General features: G+C 33.2%; 25 protein-coding genes. 20 read left to right on the top strand and 5 right to left on the bottom strand.

The window, feature by feature from the left end:
- Window positions 1-49 precede the first annotated feature (49 nt).
- The 3 genes from IWX84_RS01405 (at window position 50) to IWX84_RS01395 (ending at window position 2,735) form a co-directional block, all read left to right on the top strand.
- Window positions 50-1,018, top strand: coding sequence for an electron transfer flavoprotein subunit alpha/FixB family protein (locus IWX84_RS01405; RefSeq protein WP_196848965.1), 969 nt, complete (start codon window positions 50-52; stop codon window positions 1,016-1,018).
- 175 nt (window positions 1,019-1,193) lie between these two features.
- On the top strand, window positions 1,194-1,817 hold the full coding sequence (locus tag IWX84_RS01400) for a bifunctional nuclease family protein (RefSeq protein WP_196848964.1): 624 nt from the start codon (window positions 1,194-1,196) through the stop codon (window positions 1,815-1,817).
- A gap of 93 nt (window positions 1,818-1,910) precedes the next feature.
- Window positions 1,911-2,735 (top strand): thymidylate synthase, encoded by an 825-nt coding sequence (locus IWX84_RS01395; RefSeq protein ID WP_196848963.1) that lies wholly within the window; start codon window positions 1,911-1,913, stop codon window positions 2,733-2,735.
- Window positions 2,736-2,790: 55 nt separating this feature from the next.
- Here IWX84_RS01395 and IWX84_RS01390 read toward each other — a convergent pair whose 3' ends face one another.
- A complete protein-coding gene (locus tag IWX84_RS01390) occupies window positions 2,791-3,087 on the bottom strand; it encodes an isoamylase early set domain-containing protein (protein WP_196848962.1) in 297 nt (98 codons plus the stop codon).
- A gap of 236 nt (window positions 3,088-3,323) precedes the next feature.
- Here IWX84_RS01390 and IWX84_RS01385 point away from each other — a divergent pair, with 236 nt between their 5' ends.
- The 4 genes from IWX84_RS01385 to IWX84_RS01370 all read left to right on the top strand — a co-directional run bounded on the left by IWX84_RS01385 (window position 3,324) and on the right by IWX84_RS01370 (window position 6,179).
- Window positions 3,324-3,656, top strand: coding sequence for a 2TM domain-containing protein (locus IWX84_RS01385; RefSeq protein ID WP_196848961.1), 333 nt, complete (start codon window positions 3,324-3,326; stop codon window positions 3,654-3,656).
- A 12-nt stretch (window positions 3,657-3,668) separates the two neighbouring features.
- Window positions 3,669-4,151 (top strand): dihydrofolate reductase, encoded by a 483-nt coding sequence (locus tag IWX84_RS01380; RefSeq protein WP_196848960.1) that lies wholly within the window; start codon window positions 3,669-3,671, stop codon window positions 4,149-4,151.
- A 567-nt stretch (window positions 4,152-4,718) separates the two neighbouring features.
- Window positions 4,719-5,450 carry a bifunctional demethylmenaquinone methyltransferase/2-methoxy-6-polyprenyl-1,4-benzoquinol methylase UbiE gene (gene ubiE, locus IWX84_RS01375; protein WP_196848959.1) on the top strand — a complete coding sequence of 244 codons (732 nt, stop codon included), beginning with the start codon at window positions 4,719-4,721 and terminating at the stop codon, window positions 5,448-5,450.
- Between the two features lie 24 nt (window positions 5,451-5,474).
- A complete protein-coding gene (locus tag IWX84_RS01370; protein WP_196848958.1) occupies window positions 5,475-6,179 on the top strand; it encodes a porin family protein in 705 nt (234 codons plus the stop codon).
- Window positions 6,180-6,202: 23 nt separating this feature from the next.
- Here the strand turns inward: IWX84_RS01370 and IWX84_RS01365 are convergent, their stop codons facing one another.
- Window positions 6,203-6,925 carry a TrmH family RNA methyltransferase gene (locus tag IWX84_RS01365; protein WP_196848957.1) on the bottom strand — a complete coding sequence of 241 codons (723 nt, stop codon included), beginning with the start codon at window positions 6,923-6,925 and terminating at the stop codon, window positions 6,203-6,205.
- A gap of 37 nt (window positions 6,926-6,962) precedes the next feature.
- Here IWX84_RS01365 and IWX84_RS01360 point away from each other — a divergent pair, with 37 nt between their 5' ends.
- The 3 genes from IWX84_RS01360 (at window position 6,963) to accD (ending at window position 11,586) form a co-directional block, all read left to right on the top strand.
- Window positions 6,963-9,521: a BamA/TamA family outer membrane protein gene (locus tag IWX84_RS01360; protein WP_196848956.1), complete on the top strand. Its 2,559-nt coding sequence runs from the start codon at window positions 6,963-6,965 to the stop codon at window positions 9,519-9,521.
- 62 nt (window positions 9,522-9,583) lie between these two features.
- Window positions 9,584-10,651 carry a class II fructose-bisphosphate aldolase gene (fbaA, locus tag IWX84_RS01355; protein WP_196848955.1) on the top strand — a complete coding sequence of 356 codons (1,068 nt, stop codon included), beginning with the start codon at window positions 9,584-9,586 and terminating at the stop codon, window positions 10,649-10,651.
- Window positions 10,652-10,731: 80 nt separating this feature from the next.
- On the top strand, window positions 10,732-11,586 hold the full coding sequence (accD, locus tag IWX84_RS01350; RefSeq protein WP_196848954.1) for an acetyl-CoA carboxylase, carboxyltransferase subunit beta: 855 nt from the start codon (window positions 10,732-10,734) through the stop codon (window positions 11,584-11,586).
- A gap of 120 nt (window positions 11,587-11,706) precedes the next feature.
- On the opposite strand, the gene IWX84_RS01345 is transcribed toward accD, so the two are convergent.
- Entirely contained in the window at window positions 11,707-12,957 is a 1,251-nt protein-coding gene (locus IWX84_RS01345) for an ABC transporter permease (protein ID WP_196848953.1), read from the bottom strand.
- 164 nt (window positions 12,958-13,121) lie between these two features.
- On the opposite strand from IWX84_RS01345, the gene purH reads away from it, so the two are divergent.
- The 6 genes from purH to rodA all read left to right on the top strand — a co-directional run bounded on the left by purH (window position 13,122) and on the right by rodA (window position 20,348).
- Complete coding sequence (purH, locus tag IWX84_RS01340; protein ID WP_196848952.1) at window positions 13,122-14,648, top strand: bifunctional phosphoribosylaminoimidazolecarboxamide formyltransferase/IMP cyclohydrolase; 1,527 nt, start codon at window positions 13,122-13,124, stop codon at window positions 14,646-14,648.
- A 54-nt stretch (window positions 14,649-14,702) separates the two neighbouring features.
- The gene (locus IWX84_RS01335) at window positions 14,703-15,731 is read left to right on the top strand and encodes a rod shape-determining protein (RefSeq protein WP_196848951.1); all 1,029 of its coding nucleotides are present in this window, start codon (window positions 14,703-14,705) and stop codon (window positions 15,729-15,731) included.
- 87 nt (window positions 15,732-15,818) lie between these two features.
- Window positions 15,819-16,643, top strand: a complete 825-nt coding sequence (gene mreC, locus IWX84_RS01330; RefSeq protein WP_196848950.1) for a rod shape-determining protein MreC — start codon at window positions 15,819-15,821, stop codon at window positions 16,641-16,643.
- The gene (locus IWX84_RS01325) at window positions 16,636-17,142 is read left to right on the top strand and encodes a rod shape-determining protein MreD (RefSeq protein WP_196848949.1); all 507 of its coding nucleotides are present in this window, start codon (window positions 16,636-16,638) and stop codon (window positions 17,140-17,142) included. The genes mreC and IWX84_RS01325 overlap by 8 nt, the downstream gene beginning before the upstream one ends.
- On the top strand, window positions 17,139-19,094 hold the full coding sequence (gene mrdA, locus IWX84_RS01320) for a penicillin-binding protein 2 (RefSeq protein WP_196848948.1): 1,956 nt from the start codon (window positions 17,139-17,141) through the stop codon (window positions 19,092-19,094). Before IWX84_RS01325 ends, mrdA begins: the two co-directional genes overlap by 4 nt.
- A gap of 18 nt (window positions 19,095-19,112) precedes the next feature.
- Entirely contained in the window at window positions 19,113-20,348 is a 1,236-nt protein-coding gene (gene rodA, locus IWX84_RS01315) for a rod shape-determining protein RodA (protein ID WP_196848947.1), read from the top strand.
- 39 nt (window positions 20,349-20,387) lie between these two features.
- On the opposite strand, the gene IWX84_RS01310 is transcribed toward rodA, so the two are convergent.
- Window positions 20,388-21,215: a DNA/RNA non-specific endonuclease gene (locus IWX84_RS01310; RefSeq protein WP_196848946.1), complete on the bottom strand. Its 828-nt coding sequence runs from the start codon at window positions 21,213-21,215 to the stop codon at window positions 20,388-20,390.
- A 220-nt stretch (window positions 21,216-21,435) separates the two neighbouring features.
- On the bottom strand, window positions 21,436-23,715 hold the full coding sequence (locus tag IWX84_RS01305; RefSeq protein WP_196848945.1) for a carboxy terminal-processing peptidase: 2,280 nt from the start codon (window positions 23,713-23,715) through the stop codon (window positions 21,436-21,438).
- Between the two features lie 204 nt (window positions 23,716-23,919).
- Between IWX84_RS01305 and surE the strand changes: the two genes are divergently transcribed.
- The 4 genes from surE to IWX84_RS01285 all read left to right on the top strand — a co-directional run bounded on the left by surE (window position 23,920) and on the right by IWX84_RS01285 (window position 26,743).
- Window positions 23,920-24,702 carry a 5'/3'-nucleotidase SurE gene (gene surE, locus IWX84_RS01300; RefSeq protein ID WP_196848944.1) on the top strand — a complete coding sequence of 261 codons (783 nt, stop codon included), beginning with the start codon at window positions 23,920-23,922 and terminating at the stop codon, window positions 24,700-24,702.
- Window positions 24,695-24,967: a hypothetical protein gene (locus IWX84_RS01295; protein ID WP_196848943.1), complete on the top strand. Its 273-nt coding sequence runs from the start codon at window positions 24,695-24,697 to the stop codon at window positions 24,965-24,967. Before surE ends, IWX84_RS01295 begins: the two co-directional genes overlap by 8 nt.
- Before the next feature lie 111 nt (window positions 24,968-25,078).
- Window positions 25,079-26,191 carry a lipid-A-disaccharide synthase gene (lpxB, locus tag IWX84_RS01290; protein WP_196848942.1) on the top strand — a complete coding sequence of 371 codons (1,113 nt, stop codon included), beginning with the start codon at window positions 25,079-25,081 and terminating at the stop codon, window positions 26,189-26,191.
- Window positions 26,192-26,236: 45 nt separating this feature from the next.
- Window positions 26,237-26,743, top strand: a complete 507-nt coding sequence (locus IWX84_RS01285) for a C40 family peptidase (protein WP_196848941.1) — start codon at window positions 26,237-26,239, stop codon at window positions 26,741-26,743.
- The last annotated feature ends 76 nt before the right edge of the window (window positions 26,744-26,819 follow it).

The raw sequence follows: 26,819 nt of genomic DNA, 5'->3' as shown, positions 1-26,819 counted from the left end.
GTTGCAAAACTTTAAACCTTACACTTTTAAACTTTTAAACAAAAAAATCATGTCAATATTAATATACGCAGAGTACGCAGAAGGAAAATTCAAGAAAGTAGCTTTCGAATTGGCTTCATATGCAAAAAAAGTAGCGGAATCATTAGGAACAACGGTTACAGCAGTGACTGTAAATGCAGGAGATGTTTCAGAACTATCAAAATACGGAGTAGACAAAGTTTTAAAAGTAAACAACGATAAATTATCAGGATTTACTGCAAAAGCGTACGCTGATGTAATTAAACAAGCGGCTCAAAAAGAAAACATTAAATTAATTTTGTTATCATCAACTACTGATAGCGTTTACCTTTCCTCACTTGTTGCAGTAGCTTTAGAAGCTGGATTTGCTTCAAATGTGGTTGGTTTACCTGTAAGTACTTCTCCTTTTCAAGTAAAAAGAAACGCTTTTTCAAACAAAGCTTTTAATATCACTGAAATTGACACTGATGTAAAAGTGCTAGGACTTGCCAAAAATTCTTACGGTATTTTCGAAAGTGCATCTGCATTAACGGAAGAAGATTTCAATCCAACAATAGGAGAAAATGATTTTGGCGTAAAAGTAGAATCAGTTGAAAAAGTTAGTGGAAAAGTTACCATTGCCGATGCCGACATAGTTGTTTCAGCTGGTCGCGGATTAAAAGGTCCTGAGAATTGGGCAATGATAGAGGAATTAGCGTCTGTTCTTGGAGCTGCAACTGCTTGTTCTAAACCAGTTTCAGATCTAGGCTGGAGACCTCACGGAGAACACGTAGGGCAAACCGGAAAACCTGTTGCCGCTAATTTGTATATCGCCATTGGAGTTTCTGGAGCAATACAACATATTGCCGGAATCAATTCTTCCAAAGTAAAAGTAGTTATCAATAGTGACCCAGAAGCGCCTTTCTTCAAGGTTGCCGATTATGGAATTGTTGGTGATGCATTTGAAATCGTTCCCAAATTGATTGAGAAGCTTAAAGCATTCAAGGAGCACCATTCTTAATTTTAAGATTCCTTCACATAATAAATAGTAGCATATAGCTGCCTAAAATTAAGATATTCGTATCTTTGTTTTTAGGTAGCTTTTTTGTTAGCCTTTTTTTGATTAAAATTGCATTTTTAATTTTTATCAAAAAACAACACTAATTAGGTACCATGTACTTTTCACTTTTACAACCATGAGCTTAGTAAAATTATCTATAAAAGGAATTTCATATAGTCAAACTCAAAATGGAGCCTACGCTTTGATTTTGAATGAAGTTGATGGCGAAAGAAAGTTACCTATTGTCATAGGAGCTTTTGAAGCACAATCTATTGCTATCGCTTTAGAAAAAGAGATAAAACCACCACGTCCTTTGACGCATGATTTATTCAAAAATTTTGCTGAGCGTTTTGATATCACTATAAAACAAGTCATAATCCATAAGTTAGTAGATGGTGTTTTTTATTCCAGTATCATTTGCGAAAGAGATAAAATTGAGGAAATTATAGATGCTCGCACTTCTGATGCTATTGCGTTGGCTTTGCGTTTCAATGCTCCTATTTTCACCTACAAGAACATTCTCGACAAAGCTGGTATTTATTTGAAAGCAAATCCTTCGGATGCCAATAAAGATTCTCAAGAAATAGATGACGTGCTTTCTAATCCAGATACTTTTGGAAGAGAAGAAGAAAGCAATCAATCCGGCAGCACTTATTCCAAACATAGTTTACAGGAATTAAATGAGTTACTCGACCAAGCGGTAACGCACGAAGATTATGAAAAGGCAGCAAAAATAAGAGATGAAATTTCAAAAAGATAATCGTAAAAAGCATTAAGTTTTAGGCTGTATGCTCAAAGCAAAATACAAACTTTGATTTACAGCTTATGGCATAAAGCATAAAGCATAAAACAAATGAAGCAATATTTAGATTTAGTACAACACGTAATGGAAAACGGTTGTCAAAAAGGAGATCGAACAGGAACAGGCACAAAAAGTGTTTTTGGGTACCAAATGCGATTTGACTTAAGCGAAGGTTTTCCTATGGTAACCACTAAAAAATTGCATCTAAAATCCATAATCTATGAATTACTTTGGTTCTTGAAAGGCGACACAAATATTGCTTATCTTCAAGAAAATGGAGTAAAAATATGGGATGCTTGGGCTGATGCCAATGGCGACTTGGGTCCGGTTTACGGTCATCAATGGCGCAACTGGAACAGCGAAGAAATTGATCAAATTTCAGATCTCATTACTGAACTTAAAACGAATCCAAACAGCCGCAGAATGCTTGTTTCGGCTTGGAATCCATCTGTTTTGCCTGACACAACTAAATCATTTGACGAAAATGTTGCGAACAACAAAGCAGCTTTGCCTCCATGTCATGCTTTCTTTCAATTTTATGTATCTGATGGAAAACTATCGTGCCAGTTATACCAACGTAGCGCCGATATATTCTTGGGAGTTCCATTCAATATCGCTTCATACGCATTGCTAACAATGATGATTGCACAAGTTTGTAATCTGGAAGTTGGAGAATTCATCCACACTTTCGGCGATGCACATATTTACAACAATCATTTTGAACAACTCGAATTACAATTGTCACGAGAGCCAAAATCACTACCAAAAATGATTTTAAATCCAGCCATAAAAAATATTTTTGATTTTAATTTCGAAGATTTCACGCTCGAAGGCTACGAACCACACGCCCTAATAAAAGGGAGCGTTGCTGTTTAAAACGCGACCATTTTTAAAATAAAATCCGCTTCACAGCGGATTTTTATGTATTTATTTAGACCGTTAAAACGCTATTTTCTGCTCCGGCAAAATCATTCCACAGGAATGAATCTGCTTCCGGCTCATTAACGAATTCACCGTCAATAACATATTTAAATTCATAAGTTGAATCCTTGTTCAAGTCGAAAGTAGCTTTAAAAGTTCCATTTTTTAATTTACTTAACGCACCTTCTTCTAAATTCCAACCATTAAAATCACCAACTACTGATGCTGATGCAGCTTGTTTTGCTTCTACCGAAAACGTAACTTTACACACTGGTTTTGTTTTCACAAATTGTTTCTTTATCGACATAACTATTTCATTTTTAGATTTATGTAACAAAGAAAATGAATTCACTTGAACTTTCAAAAAACCAAATGAAGTTTTGATGGAATCAGATAAAGTGTGTTAATTTTTAAATGATTTCCTAAATTTCTAAGATTTAATTTTGATATCCAAAATAAGAAAACGATTTCTTACTAAATAATACCCAACCAAAATATTACCTTTCCGAAATAAATTTTATCTTTATAAACTAAAAACTAACCATGGAAAAAGAAATACATGAACAATATGAATATGCTCGACGAAGAATAAAACAAAAAAAAGGCTTGTATTTTCATGCAGTTTTATTTCTTTTAGGAAGTCTATTTTTATTTATTGGCCATACTTTTTTTAATATTGGCATGGATTCAAATTGGCATCTTTGGTTCATTACAATCTGGTTTTTCCTTTTTATATTGCATTTTATAAAAGTTTATATAACCGACCGTTTTATGAGTAAAGATTGGGAAAGAGAACAAATAGACCGCCTCGTTGCCTTACAGCAAAAGAAGCTTACTCAATTAGAATCACAAATAAATGAAGAATCCGCTACATAAAATTTAAAAAAAATGATAGTAATGATTGCGGCAGCTGCCGAAAACAATGCGCTTGGAAAAAACAATGAATTGGTTTGGCATCTTCCAAATGATTTCAAAAGATTCAAAACACTAACTTCAGGCCATCATATCATAATGGGGAGAAAAACATTTGAAAGCTTTCCAAAACCATTGCCTAATCGCATTCATATTGTAATTTCCAGACAGGAAGATTACAAACCTGAAGGATGCATCGTTGTGGACAGCATGGAAAAAGCACTTGAAATCTGCCCTTTAAATGAAACTTCTTTTATTATTGGCGGTGGTGAAATTTATACTTTGGGACTTCCCTTTACAGATAAAATTGAATTAACAAGAGTGCATCACTCTTTTGACGCTGATGCGTTTTTCCCTGAAATAAATCTTGAAGAGTGGGAAAAAACAAATTCGGAATTTAATGAAAAAGATGAAAAACATCTTTACGATTATAGTTACGACACCTATTTAAGAAAATAAAAAACATCCCATTACGGGATGTTTTTTTTTGCAATGAAAAGAGAAATGACCTACTCTTGAAACAGTATTTGAAAACATAAAATAAAAATTACAAATATTAAAAATACTCCAGAAATGAAGATAATAATATTTGATGTCTTTTGAGAATACATCTCAAAAAAGCCTTTAATACCAAATACCACGAAGGTACTAAAGACAAAGAAAACCAAAATTTCCAAAAACAAATTTAATCCTAAGAACGTATGTTGCGCTTTTAACAAAGTACCAGTTTGTAAAAAGGTACTTTCAACACAGCTTACAAGAACAAATGAGATTGTTAACGCAAGAAAAAACCACTTTGTTTGAGTCATTAAACCCCTCTTAATCATTGCTGTAATTATTTAATACTAAATGGTAAAATTGACCTTTAAAAATCATTCTTACAATACCCACTTTTAGTGATATTTCAGTTTTTTTTTAATCAATATCTAAATCAGTAGCACTTTTCATCAAATAAAGTGTACTCAAATTTTGAAACCCATTTTTAGTTCGTATCGTTTGTATTATATTTGTGGAAATAAAAATAAAATGTCAAAAAATATTACTCCATATAAAAATTCGACCTTAGGAAAAAAGGAACAAGTTGCTCAAATGTTTGATACCATTTCCGGGAATTATGACAATCTAAACCGTGTCATCTCTTTTGGAATCGATATAAAATGGCGCAAAAAAGTATTGCAAATAGTAGCTAAATCCAATCCTAAAATAATTTTAGACATTGCAACAGGAACAGGAGATTTGGCTATTTTAATGGCCCAAACTAATGCCGAAAAAATCATCGGACTAGATATTTCTGCGGGAATGCTTGATGTGGGCAAAAAAAAGATTGCCGCTAAAAATCTATCTAAAACTATTGAAATGATTTTAGCGGATTCTGAAAACATGCCTTTTGAAGACAATTATTTTGATGCGATAACTGTTGCTTTTGGTGTTCGAAATTTTGAAACCTTAGAAAAAGGATTATCTGAAATTCTAAGAGTCTTAAAACCAAATGGGGTATTTGTAATTTTGGAAACCTCCGTTCCTGAAAAAACTCCTTATAAACAAGGGTATCATTTTTACAGTAAAAATATACTTCCTATAATAGGAAAATTATTTTCTAAAGATAACGTGGCGTACGGCTATTTATCAGAATCTTCAGCTGCCTTTCCTTATGGAGAAGCATTAAACAATATTTTGAGAAAAACGGGGTTTATAGATGTTATAGCTATGCCTCAAACATTTGGCGTGGCCACCATTTATTCTGCTTCAAAAAAATAGTACTGAAGATCATTTAGCTTTAACATGAAAAAAATAGTTTTCTTAATTTTCTTTGCCTTTACTCTGAACGGATATGCGCAGTTTACCAAAAACATGTTCAGTAAGGATCCAATTATTAATCTCGAAAATTTTCAGAATAAAAGACTTTATTTTGGCTATTTTTTAGGGTTCAATTCTTATGATTTCAAAATAGATTATAAAACTGTTGGTCCGGATATTCAGGTAAAAAAAACAACTGGTTTTAATGTGGGAATTGTTGGCGATTTAAAACTTCATGAATATATAAACTTACGGTTTGAACCCGGATTGTATTATACCAAAAGAGATTTATATTATCCGGGTTTTACTAAAACAGCAGATGCTATAAGAGAAGTTAACAGTACTTATATTCATTTTCCTTTATTATTGAAATTCTCTTCCCTACGAACTGGAAATATTCGCCCGTACCTTGAAGGCGGTCTTTCAACCACTTTAAATTTATCCAGTAATTCAAAATCGGTAGATGATAATTCAGCGCAGCGTTTTAGAGTTAAGCCTTGGACTACAAATTACGAACTGGGTTTTGGAATTGATCTTTTTTCACCATATTTTATATTTTCTCCTTCAATTCGCGGTGTTTTTGGGCTTAAAGACGAGTTAATTAGGGATAATGATCCTAATAGTCCGTGGACAAGCAATATTGAATCCATAAAAACCAGAGCCGTTTTTATCAATTTTACTTTCCATTAAAAACCATTATCATTTTTTTACTATCATCGACGAAATTCACTCAAAATAATAGCTGTAGCTGTAGCTACATTTAAACTTTCTGTTTTTTGGATGTCTCCAAAACGAGGAATCGTTATTCTTTTTTGAATTAATTGTTCCAATTGGGACGAAATTCCATTGGCTTCATTTCCCATGATGATAATTCCTTCCTGAGGCAAAGCGGATTTATAAATGTTTTCTCCATCCATAAAAGTCCCGAAAATCGGCAATTTTGTTTGAGCCAGAAAAGCATTCAAATCAATATAATTTACATTTACTCTGGTAATTGAACCCATTGTTGCCTGAACTACTTTTGGATTATAAATATCAACTGTTTCCTTAGTACACACTAACTGATTGATTCCAAACCAATCGCATAACCGCAATATTGTGCCTAAATTTCCCGGATCACGAATGGAATCAAGCCCAAGAATTAATCCTGATTCAATAATTTTTTTCTCCACTGGCATTTTAAAAACGGCCAGACAGGAGTTTGGAGTAGCTAATGCGCTAATTTTTTTCAGATCATTGTCATCAATAATCGTCTTTTTTAAATTTGAAACTTCGTCAAAATCATTTTGAGTTGAGTACAAATGCTCTAATTCAAAATTTGAATGAAGAAATTCTTGTATTACCTTTACCCCTTCGGCAAAAAATAATTTATTGCTATATCTATATTTTTTTTGCTGTAAACTCGTTATAAGTTTTATTTGGTTTTTACTAACCATAAAATAATGTACTTTTGAATTAAAATATTTATTACACTTGAAGAAGATTTCCACAAAAATAGCAGCATTTATTCTAATAGCAATATTTATTTGCGCCTGTAACGCTGTAAAAAGAGTTCCCCAAGGGAAATTACTTCTTACCAAAAATGAAATTAAGGTAAATGACAAGACTTCAAAAGAAGAAATCCTTTTCAACCAGCTTTACCAAAAACCGAATAGCACTTTTTTAGGGTATCGATTGCGTTTGAATTTATATAATTTGGCAAACCTAAATCCAGACTCCACCTATCAAGCCAAATTTACTAATAATCCAGGAAAATACGAACGGAAATCAAAATGGTTATCTTCAAAACAAGTGGACCGTCTTGGGAAGTCTTTTTGGTACCACGGAATCCATGATTTTTTAAAAAAGACTGGAGAACCTCCCGTAATTATTGACAAGACGAAAATTGATAAATCGATTTTGCGTTTGAAATATTACTATTTTAATACTGGTTTTTTTAATGTAAAAGCGAATTATACGATAGATACTTTGAGCGGTAAAAAAGCCAAAATAAAATACGCGATTATTACTCGTGAACCGTATTCATTGGACACCATAAAGACAACTATTAAAACTCCTGTTTTAGACTCTTTATATGAATCTATAAAATCTAACACTTTAATAAAATCTGGCAATCAATATAAAACAATAGATTTTGAAAATGAAAAAAATCGAATCACTACGCACTTTAGAAATAATGGTGTGTATTATTTTCAACCTAATTATGTAACTTTTGATATTGACACCATAAAAAAAGTAAATAAGGCAAATGTAAATTTAATTATCAATAATTATACGTATCAAGAGCAAGACTCGAGTAAAACAGAGCCTTTTAAAATGTATAAAATAAGTGATGTAAAAATTTACACGGATTATTCACCCACTAAGAAGTTAAATATAACGGACAGCACCACTTATAATAATTTTAATTTATACAGTCAGGAAAAGCTAAAATACAAACCGCGCGCCATTACTAATGCCATCTTTATCAATAAGGGAAATTTATTTGCCGACAACAAAACAGTTTTAACAACGCGGTATTTGAACAATCTTAAAATTTTTAATTACCCCTCCATTCAGTACGAAGTTGACACTAGAGACACTACGGCGCACTCATTAATTGCCAAAATATACCTGACACCGAGGAAAAAATATAGTTTTGGGACGACCTTAGATTTAACCCATTCTAACATTCAAGATGTTGGTATTGGATTGAGTGTTTCTGAAACGATTCGAAATGTTTTTAATGGTGCCGAAACTTTAGAAGTGGGCGCTCGAGGGAACATTGGTTCATCAAAAGATTTGGCAAACCCTAAAAATAATTTCTTCAATGTTTTAGAATACGGACTTGATTTAAAACTGAATATCCCAAGGATTTTCATGCCTTTTAGTACAGAGAAAATTATTCCTAAAAGTATGATTCCGTCAACGCTCGTCATTGCAGGATTTACAAAGCAGAGAAATATTGGTTTAGACAAGGAAAATTTTACCGGGGCTTTAACTTACAATTGGACACCTAAAAAAAACAACACAGCCCGTTTTGATTTATTCAACATACAATTTGTGCGAAATTTAAATCCACAAAATTATTTTAACGTTTACCAATCTTCTTATAAAGCATTAAATGAAATAGGACAAGCCTATAATACTACCAATTCTTATTTTGACAAAAATCGTGATTTAATTATTGAGGAAGGAACCGCTGGTTTTACCAATGACGTTTTAACAGGAACCGGAACTTTTACAAAACCAATAGAAAAAACAGATTTTGAAAGAGTGAGAAGTATTGAAGAGCGAAGAATTAGACTTAGCGAAAATGATCTTATTTTGGCGACCAGTTTTTCTTTTACAAAAACAACTAAAAAAGATCTGTTAGATAATAATTTTCATCTTTTTAGGACTAAAATTGAATCTGCAGGTACACTTTTATCAGTAGTAGAAAAAACTTTAAATCAACCTGTAAACTCAAATGGCAACCATGAATTATTCAATTTAGAATATTCAGAATATGTAAAAACAGAATTCGAATATATTAAACACTGGGATTTAACGAAAGAAAAAGTCTTTGCAGTCAGAACTTTTTTTGGTATTGCCATACCTTTTGGAAATTCAAACAACGTTCCTTTTTCACGAAGTTATTTTTCCGGCGGATCTAATGATAACAGAGCTTGGCAACCTTATGCTTTAGGACCGGGAAGCAGCGGTGCTATTGATGATTTCAACGAAGCAAATATGAAAATAGCCGTTAGTGGAGAATTTAGATTCAAAATTTTAGGCGGTTTAAAAGGAGCTCTTTTCGCTGATGCCGGAAACATATGGAATGTATTGGATAATGTGAAGGATGAAAAGTCAACTTTTACCAGTTTTAGTGATTTAAAAGATGCTGCACTAGGCACCGGCTTTGGAATAAGATATGATTTTAGTTTTTTTGTAATTCGTTTCGATTTAGGATTCAAGACTTATAATCCAGCGAATGAAAGTGGTAAAAAATGGTTTAACGAATACAATCTTGCCCACTCGGTTTTAAATTTTGGAATAAATTACCCGTTCTAATGCTAATTAATTCTTATTTTTGCAATCTAAAAACTAAAAATTAATAACTAAAAAAACACACAATGGCACATAATATAAAACCGGGCGTAGCTACGGGAGATCAAGTACAAGAAATTTTTAATTACGCAAAAGAGAAAGGATTTGCTCTTCCAGCTGTGAATGTTACGGGATCTAACACAATAAATGGCGTTCTTGAAACTGCTGCAAAACTTAATGCTCCGGTCATTATTCAATTTTCTAATGGGGGAGCTCAGTTCAATGCTGGAAAAGGACTTTCTAACGTTAATGAAAAAGCTGCAATCGCAGGTGGAATAGCTGGTGCTTTACACATTCATACTTTGGCGGAAGCTTACGGAGCAACCGTTATCCTTCATACCGACCATTGTGCAAAAAAATTATTGCCTTGGATTGATGGTTTATTGGATGCTTCAGAAAAACATTTTGCTGAAACAGGAAAACCATTATTCAGTTCTCATATGATCGATTTATCTGAAGAGCCAATCGAAGAGAATATTGAAATTTGCAAAGGATACTTAGCAAGAATGAGCAAAATGGGAATGACATTGGAAATCGAACTTGGAATTACAGGTGGTGAAGAAGATGGTGTTGACAACTCTGATGTTGACAGTTCAAAATTATATACACAACCGGAAGAAGTTGCTTACGCATACGAAGAACTTTCGAAAGTAAGCCCAAGATTTACAATAGCAGCCGCTTTTGGAAATGTTCACGGTGTTTACAAACCAGGAAATGTGAAATTGACACCAAAAATCTTAAAAAATTCTCAAGATTTCGTTCAAAACAAATTCAATACAGGACCTAATCCCGTAGATTTTGTTTTCCATGGTGGTTCCGGTTCTACATTGGAGGAAATCAGAGAAGGTATTAGCTACGGTGTAATAAAAATGAATATCGATACTGACTTGCAATTTGCATTTACTGAAGGTATTCGTGATTACATGATCAAAAATATTGACTATTTAAAAACTCAAATTGGAAACCCAGAAGGTTCTGATGCTCCAAACAAAAAACATTACGATCCAAGAAAATGGTTGCGTGAAAGCGAAATCACTTTCAATACAAGACTTGAACAAGCATTTGCTGACTTGAACAACGTGAATACACTTTAAGTTATAAATTTTGAGTTATGAGTTATGGATTATAGCTTATAACTCATAACTCATAACTTATAATTTATAATTACAAAAATATGGCTTGGTTTAAAAGAAAAGAAAAAGGGATTACAACTCCTACTGAAGACAAAATGGACATCCCAAAAGGTCTTTGGTACAAATCTCCTACTGGAAAAATTATTGATGCCGATGAATTGGCACGTAACTTATATGTAAGCCCTGAAGATGGTTTTCATGTCAGAATTGGAAGTGAAGCCTATTTTCAAATTTTATTTGACAATAATGAATTTGTTGAATTAGATAAAAACATGACTTCTAAAGACCCTTTGCATTTTGTGGATACAAAAAAATATGCAGACCGGTTAAAAGATGTCATGGAAAAAACCAAACTTAAGGACGCAGTACGTACAGGAGTTGGAAAATCAAAAGGTAAGGAATTGGTGATTTGCTGTATGGATTTTGCCTTCATTGGTGGTTCGATGGGAGCAGTAGTAGGTGAAAAAATCGCAAGAGGAATTGATCACGCTATCCAAAACAAACTGCCATTTGTTATGATTTCAAAATCAGGTGGAGCAAGGATGATGGAAGCGGCATACTCGTTAATGCAATTAGTAAAAACATCAGTAAAGCTGGCGCAACTTGCCGAAGCAAAATTACCTTACATTTCACTTTGTACTGACCCAACCACTGGTGGAACAACTGCTTCTTACGCCATGCTAGGAGATATTAACATTTCTGAACCAGGCGCATTAATCGGATTTGCAGGACCAAGAGTTGTGCGTGACACGACCGGTAAAGATTTACCTGAAGGTTTTCAGACTGCTGAGTTCCTATTGGAACATGGTTTCTTAGATTTTATAACGCCTAGAAAAGAATTGAAAGACAAGATTAACTTGTACATTGATTTAATTCAAAACAACGAAATAAGATAAATTCAAATCCCGAGATAATCGGGATTTTTTTTGTTTAAAAATAACAAACAAAAACAAAGCGGCTTTCAAATATTTTGAAAGCCGCTTCTATATTAGATCTATAATCAAAATTATTAAAACCTACATTCCCGTTCTGATCGCTTCAACAGGATCTAATTTTGAAGCGGCAATAGCAGGGAGGATTCCAGATATCAAGCCAATTAATGCAGCAAGGCCAGTTCCCAAGAGAATATTTCCCATGCCTAAAACGAATTCAAAATCCACCAATTTTGTTAAAACAACGGAAATTATCCAAACTAACAAAAGCCCAATTATTCCACCAATTACAGAAAGTATAATTGCTTCAAATAAAAACTGAAACAAGATGAACCTGTTTTTCGCACCCAATGATTTCTGGATTCCAATTAAATTAGTGCGTTCTTTTACAGATACAAACATAATATTGGCAATACCAAAACCTCCAACAAGTAGAGAAAAACCACTGATAATCCATCCCACAACGTTCATTTGTCCTAAAATACCATCAATAAAATCGGTGAAACCGGAAAACACATTAATAAAAAAATTGTCAATTTCCCCCGCTTTCAATCCTCTGTAGCTTCTTAATTTTTGCGATATTTCACCCTTGTAAGCTTCCATATCAACCCCTTTTTCAGGTTTTAAAATAATCACATTAGTTGATGACTTATTACTGTCCCCGTATAATTGACGAACAAAATTAACGGGAATAAAAACAGTGGTATCATTACTGTCTCCAAATAATCCTGCACCTTCTTTTTTCAAAATACCTATTACCGTAAAGCGTTTCCCGTACAAACGTACATTTTTTCCTATGGGTTCTAAATTTTCAAACAATGATTTAGCAATTTCATCTCCCAAGACAATTACAGTCGCACCAGAATTAGCTTCCGATTCGTTATAGAATCTCCCCTTCTCAAACTCCAGCCCTTGAATATCTATAAATTCGTGTGAAACCGGTACAACATTGACGTCACTTACCGTTTTAGAATCATATTTAATAGATTCTCTTTTGGTAAATATTTGATATCCCATTTGGGCCGTATTAGTCATAGTACCTTTCATATAGGTATATTCATCATACTCCACATTAGGAAACTGCTCCCTCTTCCATTGTGGAATATCCGAGGGTCCAAAAGAAAATTTCATTAAATAAATAGTGTTTTTATCTAAGCTGCTTAAATCCTTTGTAATTTTTCTATCTAAAGAATCTACGGCTGCAAGTACAGCTATTATAGAAAAAATACCTATGGTAACACCCAATAAAGAAAGCAAAGTCCTTAATTTATTGTTTGTTAAAGCATTCATCGCAAAACTGAAACTCTCTTTTAATAATCGAAAATAGACTAACATACAATCATTTTTGTGTTAAGGTAAAATTCAATAAATTTTATTCTAAATCCTAATCAAAACCTATCTTCCAGTTAGTATGATTATTTAAGATAATGTTACGAACGATGATAGAAATTTATAATCAAAAAAAAACTATTTTTGCATTTTATAATTATAACTACACAATGAGCACAACTAAAACTATTCAATCTGCATTAATTTCGGTATTTTCTAAAGAAGGGCTTGAACCTATTGTAAGAAAATTACACTCTCAAAATGTCATACTTTATTCTACAGGTGGGACTGAAGATTTTATAAAAAACCTTGGAATTCCTGTAATACCAGTTGAGGATGTAACTTCATACCCTTCCATTCTTGGTGGCAGAGTAAAAACATTACACCCAAAAGTTTTTGGAGGTATTTTAAATCGTCAAGACAACGAGAGTGATGTACAACAGATGGAAGAATTTAATATTCCGCAAATTGATTTGGTTATTGTTGATTTATATCCTTTTGAAAAAACAGTCGCTTCAGGAGCCAGTGAAGCTGATATTATTGAAAAAATTGATATTGGCGGAATTTCATTAATTCGCGCTGCCGCAAAAAATTTCAAGGATACCGTAATTGTGGCTTCAGTGGACCAATATGGTTTGCTTTTAGATTTGATTACGAATCAAAATGGAGCAACAACTCTTGAAGACAGAAAGTTGTTGGCAACAAAAGCTTTTCATGTTTCCTCTCATTATGACACTGCTATTTTCAATTACTTCAATACTGACGAAACAATATACAAACAAAGTATTGCTAATGGACAAGTACTGAGATACGGAGAAAACCCACATCAAAAAGGGTTTTTCTTTGGCGATTTTGACGCTATGTTCAAAAAACTTCACGGAAAAGAATTGTCGTATAACAATTTATTAGATGTAGATGCTGCCGTTAATTTGATTAATGAATTCAAAAATGACGGACCTACATTTGCCATATTAAAACACAACAATGCTTGCGGATTAGCTACAAGAGCAACAATAAGCGAGGCATACAACGTTGCTTTGGCTTGTGACCCCACTTCAGCATTTGGAGGAGTATTGATTTCAAACACAAAAATCGATGTTGAAACTGCTACAGAAATAAATAAATTATTTTGCGAAGTTGTTATCGCTCCTGAGTTTGATGCTGAGGCTATTGCCATTTTACAAGAAAAGAAAAACAGAATTATATTAGTTCAAAATGAAGTAGTATTACCACAAAAGCAAGTTCGTTCTTGCTTGAATGGAGTTTTAATTCAAGAAAGAAACAGTATTACAGACAATAAAGACGACTTAAGGACCGTTACTAATACAGCGCCTTCAGAACAAGAAGTTGAAGATTTAATTTTTGCTTCTAAAATTTGTAAAAACACAAAATCAAACACGATTGTTTTTGCAAAAAACGGTACACTTATAGCCTCTGGCACAGGACAAACATCAAGAGTTGATGCCTTATTACAAGCCATAGAAAAAGCAAATAATTTTCATTTTGACTTACACGGAGCCGTGATGGCAAGTGATGCTTTCTTTCCTTTCCCCGATTGTGTGGAAATTGCAAAAGAGGCAGGTATTACTGCAGTAATTCAGCCCGGTGGATCAATAAAAGACGAATTGAGCATCAATTATTGCAATGAAAATAAAGTTGCAATGGTATTTACTGGAACGCGTCATTTTAAACATTAATTTGTTTAACTTTGCCCGTCTCAAATTTATAACTTTTTAACCCCTAAAAAACTTATGGGATTTTTTGATTTCATGACCGAGGATATCGCAATAGATCTTGGTACCGCAAATACTTTAATCATACATAATGATAAAGTTGTAATTGACAGCCCTTCAATAGTTGCTCGTGATAGAATATCAGGCAAAATCATTGCTGTGGGTAAAGAAGCAAGCATGATGCAGGGTAAAACGCATGAAAATATTAAGACAATTAGACCTTTGAAAGATGGTGTAATTGCAGATTTCGATGCTTCTGAAAAAATGATAAGCTTGTTTATAAAAAGCATCCCAGCATTAAAGAAAAGGATGTTTACTCCCGCATTAAGAATGATTGTTTGTATTCCTTCCGGTATAACCGAAGTTGAAATGCGAGCGGTTAAAGAATCATGTGAAAGAGTTAACGGTAAAGAAGTTTATTTGATACATGAACCTATGGCAGCAGCAATAGGTATTGGAATTGACATCATGCAGCCAAAAGGAAACATGATTGTAGACATAGGTGGTGGAACTACTGAAATTGCTGTAATCGCATTAGGTGGAATTGTATGCGACAAATCAGTGAAAATTGCAGGTGATGTATTCACCAATGATATCGTTTATTATATGCGTACCCAACACAACCTTTATGTTGGAGAAACTACTGCTGAAAGAATAAAAATTCAAATCGGTGCCGCAACAGAAGATTTAGAAACTCCTCCTGAAGACATGTCAGTTCAAGGTAGAGATTTATTGACTGGTAAACCAAAACAAGTAGAAGTTTCGTATCGTGAAATTGCAAAAGCATTAGACAAATCAATTCAACGAATTGAAGATGCTGTAATGGAAACTTTATCTCAAACACCTCCAGAATTAGCAGCGGATATCTACAATACAGGGATTTATCTTGCTGGAGGAGGATCGATGTTGAGAGGTCTTGACAAAAGAATTTCGCAAAAAACAGATTTACCTGTTTACATTGCCGAAGATCCATTGAGAGCTGTAGTTAGAGGAACTGGTATGGCGCTTAAAAACATCACAAAATTCAAAAGTATTCTTATAAAATAACAAATTCCAATTTTTCAAATTCCAATGGTAATCAGATACTTTTGGAGTTTGGAATTTGATTTTTTTAAAAATTTTTAATTAAAAAAAATGCAGCAAATATTTAATTTTATTTTTAAAAACAGTAATCGTATACTGTTTTTGCTGCTTTTGGGTATTTCGTTAACTCTTACTATTCAATCCCATTCTTTCCACAGAAGTAAAATAATCAGTTCCGCTAATTTTTTAAGCGGAGGTGTTTATGAAAAAGTGAATAATCTCCACGAATACTTAAATTTAAAAACTCAAAATGATGCACTTGCTATTGAAAATGCAAAATTAAAAAGTCTTCTATTTAATAAAAAAGACACCACTGCAATAAAAAAATTAGACAGCTTAAAAGGAGTAAAACCATCCGATATCATAGTTTCAAAAGTGATTCATAATTCTTTCAATGTACATGAAAACTATTTAACTTTAAATTCAGGCGAAATCCAAGGTTTAAAACCAGACATGGGAGTAATCAATGACTTGGGAATTGTAGGTATCATTGACAACACATCACCAAACTATTCTACTGTGGTGAGTATTTTAAATATAAAATCTCAAATAAACGCAAAGATTAAAAAATCCAATCATTTCGGTTCTTTAATTTGGGATGGGAAAAATACAGGCTTCGTGCAATTGATTGATGTTCCAAGACTAGCTGCTGTTAGAAAAGGAGATACGATTGTAACCGGTGGACAATCGGTAATATTTCCTGAAAACATAAACATTGGAACTATTGATAAAATCTACACAGATAATCAAACTAATTATTATACATTGAATGTGAAACTTTTCAATGATATGACCAATTTAGGGCACGTTTATATCATTAAAAGCAAAGACCGCGAAGAACTTAATAATTTAGAAAAAAAAGAAAAAAATGAATAGCACTTTGTTAGTCAATATTTTTCGATTTGTTCTGTTATTAGCAGTTCAAATTGTTATTTTCAATAACATGAATTTTTTGGGCTACATAAGTCCTTTTCCATATATACTTTTTATAATATTATATCCTGTAAATGGCAATAAATCAGGATTATTGATTGCCAGTTTCCTTCTTGGACTTATCATGGATATGTTTTCTAATTCAGGAGGTATTCACACGACGGCTTGCTTAGTCCTAGCGTATTTTAGACCTTTTATTTTCAAATTTTCATTCGGTTTGAGTTATGAATATCAAACTATCAAATTAAATGATGTATTAACTCCAGAGCGATTTTCCTTTATACTGCTTTCCGTTGTTATTCACCATTTCACATTGTTTATCTTCGAAGCTTTTCAGTTTAGCTTCCTTTTAGACATATTACTTCGAGCACTATTAAGCTCCGTGTTTACTATACTAATTTGCATAATAATAATATATCTTATTAAGCCAAACAGAAGATGAGAAAAGTATTGCTGCCTTCTTTAATCATTGTTGCAGCGTCATTGCTAGTGATACGGATATTCTTTTTGCAATTTGTTGATGATTCCTTCAAACTAAAATCTGATAATAATGCCATTAAAATAAAATATGATTATCCGGAGCGAGGTTATATTTATGATAGAAATGGGAAATTATTAGTTGCCAATCAAGCTTCTTATGACATCATGGTAATTCCAAGAGATGTAAAAGACATTGACACTACCGAGTTTTGTCAATTATTGGATATCACCAAGGAGGATTTCCTAAAAAGAATGGCTAAAGCCAAAATATACAGTCCACGATTACCTTCTGTTTTTTTACCTCAATTAAACAAAAGTGAATTTGCGGCTTTTCAAGAAAAAATCCGAAAATTCGAAGGCTTTTACTTTCAAAAACGTTCATTAAGAGACTACGAGGTAGATTACGGCGCCAATGTTTTTGGATTTATTACTCAAGTAAACGAAAAATTAGTTGCGAAAAATCCCTATTATAACAGTGGCGATTTAATTGGAAGACAAGGAGTTGAAGAAAGTTACGAAGATATTTTACGAGGGATAAAAGGGGTAAAATATTTTCAAAAAGACAAATACAATAAAGAAATTGGCTCTTACAAAAACGGAAAATACGATACAATTGCTGTTCAGGGCGAAGATATAAATCTTACTATTGATGCTGAACTTCAAAAGTATGGTGAACAATTAATGATCAATAAAAGGGGAGGTATCGTTGCTATCGAACCTAAAACTGGGGAAATCCTGGCATTGGTCACTGCGCCATCTTATGACCCTTCCATTTTAGTGGGTAGAAAAAGATCTAAAAACTACACGCTTTTATATCATGACTCTATCGCTAAACCACTATACGACAGAGGTCTTTTAGCGGAATATCCTCCAGGATCTCCATTTAAAATCCTTACAGGTCTGGTTGCGCTGCAAGAAGGAGCAGTAAATGAACAGACTACTTTTATGTGCCGCCATGGTTTTAGTTATGCAAGAGGACGATTCATGAAATGCCATGGTTTTGGTCCACATCAATTGCATAATGGAATTTACAATTCCTGTAATACCTATTTCGCTAGCGCTTATATGCTAACGATAAATAAATATGCCAAACCAGCTTATGCTGTCGATGTATGGAGTAATCACGTCAAAAGCTTTGGATTAGGCCAATTTATGGGATATGATTTGCCAACAGGAAAAAAAGGAAACATTCCTGATTCAAAAACATATAAAAAAATCTATCCTAATGGAGGTTGGAGAAGCACAACAATTGTATCTAACGCCATTGGTCAAGGAGAAGTTTTAATGACACCCATTCAGCTTGCGAACATGATGGCAACAGTTGCTAATGAAGGTTATTATTACACACCTCATATCATCAAGAAAATTCAAGGAAAAAGTATAGATAAAAAATTCACCACAAAACATGTAACTACTATAGATCGAAGATATTTCAAACCTATGATAAGTGGTCTATTTGATGTTTATAATCTGGGAACAGCTAGTTCATTGCGTGTGGAAGGAATCGATATTTGCGGTAAAACCGGTACGGCAGAGAATTTTGCTAGAATAGGCGGTAAAAGAATACAACTAAAAGATCACTCTATTTTTGTTGCTTTTGCACCAAAAGACAACCCTAAAATTGCAATAGCAATCTTAGTTGAAAATGGTGGATTTGGCGCAACAATTGCAGGTCCGATAGCCAGTTTGATGATTGAAAAATATTTAAGAACAAAAATCACGAGAACTGATTTGGAGACGCGCATATTAGCAACAAGTTTACAAGACCAATATGCCATATTAGGCGGAATTAAAGAATCTAGCGCGATTGAAACTACGCCTAAAGATTCTGTATTAAATAAAAAAACCACCGTAGTTCCAACTGTTAAAGCTACTACACCAATAGTTAAAATAGATACTACAAATCAAAATTAATAAGCCATATTTTTTCAAATGAAAAACCAAAGCATAAAAAATAATCTCGACTGGATATGTATTATTATATATGTCTCACTTGTAATTATGGGATGGCTAAATATTTACTCTTCTTCGTTATCATCGATGGAAGGAACATCTGATAAGCAGCTTATTTTTATAATACTTACGATTCCATTAATTTTTATCTTACTGAATGTAGATGGTAAATTCTATGAAAAATACGCGAGTATAATTTTTGGATTCGCACTGCTTTTATTAGCAGGTCTATTTGTTTTTGGAAAAACAATAGCAGGACAACGTTGCTGGTATGCTATTGGTGGATTTACTTTACAGCCCTCTGAATTTGCTAAAGCAGCCACCGCATTGGCATTAGCCAAATATTTAAGTGATCCACAAATTAATTTAAAAGAAGTCAATAGACAAGTTCAAGCCTTGGCTATTGTTTTGCTACCGGTTATGTTAATCTTACCTCAACCGGATCCCGGGAGTGCTTTAATCTATAGCATCTTTATTATTGTTCTATATCGCGAAGGACTTCCTTCCTGGTATGTTTGGACTGGATTTGTAACCATTCTTTTATTTGTAATGACATTGATATTACAACCGCAATATGTAATCTTGATTGCTTTATTAGTCATACTATTAATTCATTTCAAATCTCGATTAGGCAATAGAAACATTGTATTAAGCAGCATACTATTTGCATTAATTTCAGGCTTTGTTCTGTCAGTAAATTATGTTTTTACCAATGTTTTTAAACAACATCATCGCGATCGTTTTAATATTTTATTAGGTAAGACTGTCGACTTAAAAGGAATAGGATACAACACAAACCAATCTGAAATAGCAATTGGTTCAGGTGGCTGGTTTGGAAAAGGATTTCTTGAGGGCACACAAACTAAAGGAGGATTTGTACCGGAACAACATACCGATTATATATTCACGACAGTAGGAGAAGAATGGGGATTTGTGGGCTCGCTAGTCGTTATTGGACTGTTTGTCGGGTTATTTTTAAGAATAATTTATCTCGCCGAAAGACAAAAAACTAAATTCAGCAGAGTTTACGGTTATTGTGTAGCGGGAATTTTATTCATCCATTTCTTTGTGAATATTGCTATGGTAGTAGGCATATTCCCCACGATTGGTGTTCCACTTCCGTTCTTTTCTTATGGTGGTTCTGGGCTTTGGGGATTCACTATTTTATTGTTTATCTTTATTAAAATGGATGCCAATAAAGTGAATGAATGGTAAAGAAAAATTTGCAATAAATAAAACCTGATTAAACTTTAATTAAAAACTCCAGGATTTATAATCATGACTGCTTTCTAATTTAGCTTCGATTTTATCATCTAGTTTAGGAAAAAAGTCTATCCCTGTCATCTTTTCGATACTGTCAACAGAAATGACAAAATCATATAATGGCTTGTCGCTTGGCTCATTCGGCACTAGGAAGGCAATCATTTTCATTTTATTTCCCGAATTACTGAATAAAACCTTGTAAAAATATTTAGGAACTGAAACGTTTTCCTTTCCGATAGTTTCTAATGAATTTTGTAAAACCCCACCAGTAACTACATAAATTCCATCATATTTTACAGACCAATACCGAACTTTCTGTTCCAATCTATTCCAAACTCCATCATTAAAATCATGGATCTGTGGAGATATATTTGAAATGAAAAAAGTATCGTTATATGCCTCTAAATCAAAATCCATATCCCCAGCCGGACATAAATGGCCTTTGTCGTACCCTGAATTTTTATAATTCCTCCAATCAGCTGAGCCCGTTGTAACTTTGGGATCTTCCACAAAAAAGGGTCTTTGAAAATGATTATTTCTTATATATGATTTCTTTAATTCATAAGCAACCCACTCTGCTTGTTCAAATTTCTCATTATAAGAGAGCGTATAATAAGTATGTTTGATGATTTGATTGGTAGTCGAAGAAGGCAAAAAATCAATAATTTTATTCAGATTCGATGGACTATTGTCTAATTCATTAGTCAAGGAAGTGCCATCAAACACGGAACTTTCCACTACTTGATTTCGGTTGCAAGAGAAAAAAATACCGACTAGAAGTAATGCAATTGAATATATGTGTAGATATTTATTTTTCATTTCTATTTATAAAAAATTATAATTAAACGCAACTAAAAACTAATGCACTAGATTGTGAAATCAATTCTTCAATAGACTTCCAGAAATAATTTGGTGCCTAATAATGAAAAATCGACAACTCGAATAAATACAAATGGTCTATTACTAAAAACGCTCCAGAAAACTAGTTTCTTGGAGCGCAATTTAATTAATATTAAAAAAATAAGCATACTATAGCAAATTATGATTTAGCTAGTTTGCCTTTTTTTAATTTATTAGCAGTAGGAATAGCTTTTTTTACAATAGTTTTTGATTGCAAATCATCTAAAACATTTAGTGCTTCTTCCACATAAATATCTTTAGACAACGCTTCATGCCATCTGTCGCGTTTCTCTTTTAAAACTACGTCTTTATCAAACTCCGCTACTTCATAAGGCAATGAAGTGAACTTAAGCGTGTTTTTATAGTCGTAAAGTGGTTTATACTTTTTAGCTTTTTCTTCAATTGCATTTTGAGCCGTTTTAAATTTTTCAATATTTAAACTATAAGTATTGTCCTCACTTCTACTGTCTATCCATTTTGCATTTTCTTCAATCAATTGAAATTGGGAACTTTTTGCAATTCTGTTCTTACTATTAGCAATAGCCTGATTAAAATTAGCCGTTTTGTTCCAAACGGTATAAGCTGCTGGGTCAATTTTATCCCAAGGCATCGCATTATCTACATCGCGTTCACCCATTTTTAAATAAGCATATCTATCCGGCATAACAATATCGCTACTAACACCTTCAAGTTGAGTTGACCCCCCATTTATTCTATAGAATTTTTGAGTTGTTGTTTTGATGGCACCTAAATCTCCAACGGAACTACTACGAACAAATGTGTTTAAATCAAATACATTTTGTACCGTTCCTTTCCCGTAGGTTTGTTTACTTCCAATTATAATTCCTCTTTTATAATCCTGTATTGCAGCTGCCAAAATCTCAGAAGCTGAAGCAGAAAAACTGTTAACCATGATTACCAAAGGACCGTCCCATTCAATTTTACTATCTCTGTCAAACAACACTTCTTTCTTTTTTCCAGCAGATTTGATTTGAACAATTGGACCTTGCTCAATAAATAATCCTGCAATATCTACTACAGTTGATAAAGAACCACCACCATCATCACGAACATCTAATACAATTCCGTTTACACCTGCCGCTTTCAAACGTTCTACTTCTTTAGCAATATCTTTTCCGGCATCTCTACCATCTTTATTTTCAAAATCAATGTAGAATTTCGGTAAGTATATAACGCCATATTTCAATCCATTTTTGTTAACAATACTAGATTTAGCATAGGTTTCTTCAATTTCTACAATATCTCTTATTATAGAAATAACTTTAATCGTTCCGTCCACTTTTTTTACTGTAAGACGTACTTCAGTTCCTTTAGGTCCTTTAATTTTCTTAACAACATCATCAAGACGCATCCCAACCACATCTACAGGTTCTTCATTTCCTTGAGCGACTTTCATCACTAAGTCACCAGCCTCAAGTTTTTTTCCTCTCCAAGCCGGTCCCCCTGAAATAAGTTCTGAAATTTCAGTAAAATCATTTTTCTTTTGAAGACGTGCTCCAATTCCTTCTAATTTCCCACTGATGCTTACATCAAATCGTTCTTTTTCTTCAGGAGCGAAGTAATTTGTATGGGGATCAAAACGGGCTGTAATCGAGTTAATATAAACAGAAAACCAATCATTTCTATCTAAATCTTTAATAAAACCAAAATATTCGTCCAATGATTTTATTGCATTTTCCCTAGTTTCTTTCTCTAATTGTTCGAAAGTTTTTGGCTTACCATTATCTGATGTTGTTGCGCTTTTATCTTTTTCAGAATTAATTATGTCAACTTTAAATTTCTCTCCCTGCTTATCAACATTCAAAGAATCTTTAGTTTCTGCAATCCCATTCTTTTTATTCTCTTGTATTTTTAAACGTTCAGTCAGTGAAGAAAGAGCAGATAGTTTAATTTGCTTACGCCATTTATCTGCAAGTTCTTTGCTATCCTTTGCATACGGAGCTTTTTCATAATCCGTATTAAAATTCTCGTCAACATTAAAGTCAAACGGCTGGCTTAAAACACTTTTATAGATTTTTTTGCTCTCCTCCATTCTTTTCATCAAACGATCATAGGTAAGATTGAAAAAAGTCAAATCTTTATTTAGCAATTCATCGTCTAATTCCGTTTGATATTTGGAAAACTCATCAATATCAGACTGCAAGAAAAATCGTTTAGACGGGTCTAAAGCTTGAATGTAATCTTTATAAATACCTTTAGAAAAAGTATCATCTATGGCAGCAGGATTATAATGTCCTTTTTGAATTACAAAAGTTAATAACTCCAAAAGCAATTTATCTTTATCGGGGTCTGTATCTTTTGTTGCATTAATTTTGAACGCAAATAGCGATATCGAAAGACACGCAACAACAAGAAGTATTTTATAATTTCTTTTCATATAGTCAATAATAGTATTCATCAATTTTTAGTCTAAATTACGGTAAAAACTATGCCAACGTTAACAAGGGCTGCATAATTTTTTGTTAAAGATATAAAATTGTTTTTTTTATTTTAAGTTTACTAAATCAAGTTGTTAAATTTTATATTCTTTGTTTACATATTTTGGTTTTGTGTAACTACATTTGCTTTCAAAACGATATACTATAATTTTTTTTACATAAAAATGACAAAAACTGCCAAACCTTTAATCTTAATTACAAATGACGACGGCGTTTCGGCTCCGGGACTCCGAGCATTAATTGACGTTATGTCAGAACTTGGCACAATAGTTATTGTCGCTCCAGACAAACCACAAAGTGCTACAGGACATTCCATCACGATAAATGACACTTTATATTTAAATAAAATTTCAAAAGATGGTGATGTCATAACCGAATACAGTTGTTCCGGAACTCCTGTAGATTGCGTGAAATTAGCCGTAAGTGAAATTCTGCATAGAAAACCTGATTTGTGCGTTTCCGGTGTGAATCACGGTTCTAATTCTTCTATTAACGTAATTTATTCCGGAACGATGAGTGCAGCTGTAGAAGCTGGGATTGAAGGAATTCCGGCTATAGGCTTTTCACTTTTGGATTATGACTGGAATGCAAATTTCGAAAATATAAAGCCATTTATTCGAAAAATAGCGACGCAAGTTCTTGAAAATAGCCTGTCAGAAGGTGTCATATTGAATGTGAATTTTCCAAAATTAGAAACAAAAGACATTAAAGGAATTAAAATATGCCGTCAGGCAAAAGCAATTTGGGTAGAAAAATTCGATAAACGAAAAACACCTCAAGGTAGAGATTATTACTGGCTCGCAGGTGAATTTGTGAATCAGGACCATGGCGAAGATACAGATGAATGGGCTTTGAAAAACGGATATGTTTCAGTTGTTCCTGTTCAGTTTGATTTGACTGCCCACCATAGCATGCAACAACTTAACACCTGGAAATGGAATGAATAAAATAGATTTATTAACCGGATTCATCATTGGAATTCTAGCTTCATTGCTGGGCAGTTTTATTTTCATCACTTTTTTTACTGATTATACCTTTCTAGCGGGTATTGAGATTATGAAATTTGAGGGAAAACTGGGTAAACTAATCACGCTCGGATCTGTTCTGGATTTGGTCGCTTTTGCCGTTTTACTAAAATTAAATAAAGAGCTGATGGCACGCGGAGTCATTTTAGCAGTCATTATCCTGACGCTTCTCTCTCTGTTAATTTAAGAAATGCAATTATTTATACATTTGTTCCCTAAAAAAACCCATCGATAAAAGAGTTTTACATTTATTGCAATTACAATTACAATTAATTTAAAAACTCCAAAACATAAAAACATGAAATATTACATCATAGCAGGAGAAGCTTCGGGCGATTTACATGGTTCGAATTTGATGAAAGCACTTTATAAAGAAGATCCTATTGCTGATATTCGGTTTTGGGGTGGTGATTTAATGCAAAATGTTGGAGGGACTTTGGTAAAACATTACCGAGAATTGGCTTTTATGGGCTTTGTTGAAGTGATTTTCAATTTAAAAACCATTTTGAATAATATCAAAATATGTAAAAAAGACATCACCAGCTTTCAACCCGATCTAGTAATTTTTATAGATTATCCCGGTTTTAATTTGCGTATTGCAAAATGGACCAAAGAATGTGGTTTCAAAAACCATTATTATATTTCGCCGCAAATTTGGGCATGGAAAGAAAACAGAATTACCGAAATCAAACGAGACATTGATAAAATGTACGTGATTTTACCTTTCGAAAAAAGCTTTTATGAAGACAAGCATCATTTCCCGGTTGAATTTGTAGGCCATCCTTTAATTGACGCAATCCATAACCAGAAACCAATTGACGCTGCCGTTTTTAGAACAGAAAATCAATTAAACGAAAAACCAATAATTGCTATTTTACCTGGCAGCCGAAAACAGGAAATCACTAAAATGTTATCGGTAATGTTGAGCGTTGTCAATGATTTTCCAGACTATCAGTTTGTAATTGCTGGTGCACCAAGCCAGGAACATTCGTTTTATAAAACATTTATTTCTAATGAAAATATAAAATTTATATCAAATAAAACCTATGATTTATTGCAAAATGCAACTGCCGCATTAGTCACTTCAGGAACTGCAACGCTGGAAACGGCACTTTTCAAAGTTCCGGAAGTTGTGTGTTATAAAGGCAGCTGGGCTTCGTACCAAATTGCAAAACGTATCGTCACTCTTAAATATATTTCGTTAGTCAATTTGATCATGGATAAAGAAGTGGTTACTGAATTAATCCAAGAAGACTGTTCCACGAAACGCATTCGAGAAGAATTAAAAAAAATACTGGAATCCAAACATCGAAGTACTATTTTACAAGAATATGAGTTATTAGAGCAGAAACTAGGTGGAATTGGTGCGAGTGAAAAAACAGCAAAATTGATTGTTGCTGATTTACAGTGATTTCGGTTGTTTCATCGTTATTTATATTTAAAAAATTTGAATCTTTTGAGACACATACTATATACTTTTTTACTAATTGTACTTTTTACGGCTTGTAAATCAACCTCCACTGTAATTACCGCGAAGAAAGAAAATCTTACTAAATACGAGAAGAGAAAAAACATCCGTTTGATTGAACAAATAGTCGATACAGCAACTGAAAATATTGGAGTAAAATACAAATACGGCGGCACCACGAAATCCGGCTTTGATTGCTCGGGACTCACTTACACTATCTTTAATTCCTACAATATACCGCTTCCGCACTCCTCCTATGAGCAATCAAAAGTGGGAGTAATTGTAAATCGAGATCCTGAACATGCTAAAAAAGGGGATTTAATATTTTTTAAAACTAACGGCAAATCACAAATCAATCACGTAGGAATGGTTATTGAAGTTACGGATGATGAAATAAAATTCATCCATTCTTCGACCTCAAAAGGAGTTATAATTTCCTCCACAAAAGAGCCATATTATCAAAGAACATTTGTTCAGTTGAATAAAATTTTATAAATATTCATGGCTACTGGCATCTTAAATTAAATTCCGATACGCTTTTTTAAATACAAAGTTATTTCTTACTAAAAAT

This window comes from Flavobacterium sp. CG_9.10, assembly GCF_015752245.1.
Lineage (GTDB): Bacteria > Bacteroidota > Bacteroidia > Flavobacteriales > Flavobacteriaceae > Flavobacterium.
This window is presented reverse-complemented; position numbering and strand designations above follow the sequence as displayed.

Excerpts from the sequence above, each read along its gene's own strand:
- IWX84_RS01405 (WP_196848965.1), top strand. The coding sequence starts at position 50 with ATGTCAATATTAATATACGCAGAGTACGCAGAAGGAAAATTCAAGAAA.
- IWX84_RS01400 (WP_196848964.1), top strand. The coding sequence starts at position 1,194 with ATGAGCTTAGTAAAATTATCTATAAAAGGAATTTCATATAGTCAAACT.
- IWX84_RS01395 (WP_196848963.1), top strand. The coding sequence starts at position 1,911 with ATGAAGCAATATTTAGATTTAGTACAACACGTAATGGAAAACGGTTGT.
- IWX84_RS01390 (WP_196848962.1), bottom strand. The coding sequence starts at position 3,087 with ATGTCGATAAAGAAACAATTTGTGAAAACAAAACCAGTGTGTAAAGTT.
- IWX84_RS01385 (WP_196848961.1), top strand. The coding sequence starts at position 3,324 with ATGGAAAAAGAAATACATGAACAATATGAATATGCTCGACGAAGAATA.
- IWX84_RS01380 (WP_196848960.1), top strand. The coding sequence starts at position 3,669 with ATGATAGTAATGATTGCGGCAGCTGCCGAAAACAATGCGCTTGGAAAA.
- ubiE (WP_196848959.1), top strand. The coding sequence starts at position 4,719 with ATGTCAAAAAATATTACTCCATATAAAAATTCGACCTTAGGAAAAAAG.
- IWX84_RS01370 (WP_196848958.1), top strand. The coding sequence starts at position 5,475 with ATGAAAAAAATAGTTTTCTTAATTTTCTTTGCCTTTACTCTGAACGGA.
- IWX84_RS01365 (WP_196848957.1), bottom strand. The coding sequence starts at position 6,925 with ATGGTTAGTAAAAACCAAATAAAACTTATAACGAGTTTACAGCAAAAA.
- fbaA (WP_196848955.1), top strand. The coding sequence starts at position 9,584 with ATGGCACATAATATAAAACCGGGCGTAGCTACGGGAGATCAAGTACAA.
- accD (WP_196848954.1), top strand. The coding sequence starts at position 10,732 with ATGGCTTGGTTTAAAAGAAAAGAAAAAGGGATTACAACTCCTACTGAA.
- IWX84_RS01345 (WP_196848953.1), bottom strand. The coding sequence starts at position 12,957 with ATGTTAGTCTATTTTCGATTATTAAAAGAGAGTTTCAGTTTTGCGATG.
- purH (WP_196848952.1), top strand. The coding sequence starts at position 13,122 with ATGAGCACAACTAAAACTATTCAATCTGCATTAATTTCGGTATTTTCT.
- IWX84_RS01335 (WP_196848951.1), top strand. The coding sequence starts at position 14,703 with ATGGGATTTTTTGATTTCATGACCGAGGATATCGCAATAGATCTTGGT.
- mreC (WP_196848950.1), top strand. The coding sequence starts at position 15,819 with ATGCAGCAAATATTTAATTTTATTTTTAAAAACAGTAATCGTATACTG.
- IWX84_RS01325 (WP_196848949.1), top strand. The coding sequence starts at position 16,636 with ATGAATAGCACTTTGTTAGTCAATATTTTTCGATTTGTTCTGTTATTA.
- mrdA (WP_196848948.1), top strand. The coding sequence starts at position 17,139 with ATGAGAAAAGTATTGCTGCCTTCTTTAATCATTGTTGCAGCGTCATTG.
- rodA (WP_196848947.1), top strand. The coding sequence starts at position 19,113 with ATGAAAAACCAAAGCATAAAAAATAATCTCGACTGGATATGTATTATT.
- IWX84_RS01310 (WP_196848946.1), bottom strand. The coding sequence starts at position 21,215 with ATGAAAAATAAATATCTACACATATATTCAATTGCATTACTTCTAGTC.
- IWX84_RS01305 (WP_196848945.1), bottom strand. The coding sequence starts at position 23,715 with ATGAATACTATTATTGACTATATGAAAAGAAATTATAAAATACTTCTT.
- surE (WP_196848944.1), top strand. The coding sequence starts at position 23,920 with ATGACAAAAACTGCCAAACCTTTAATCTTAATTACAAATGACGACGGC.
- IWX84_RS01295 (WP_196848943.1), top strand. The coding sequence starts at position 24,695 with ATGAATAAAATAGATTTATTAACCGGATTCATCATTGGAATTCTAGCT.
- lpxB (WP_196848942.1), top strand. The coding sequence starts at position 25,079 with ATGAAATATTACATCATAGCAGGAGAAGCTTCGGGCGATTTACATGGT.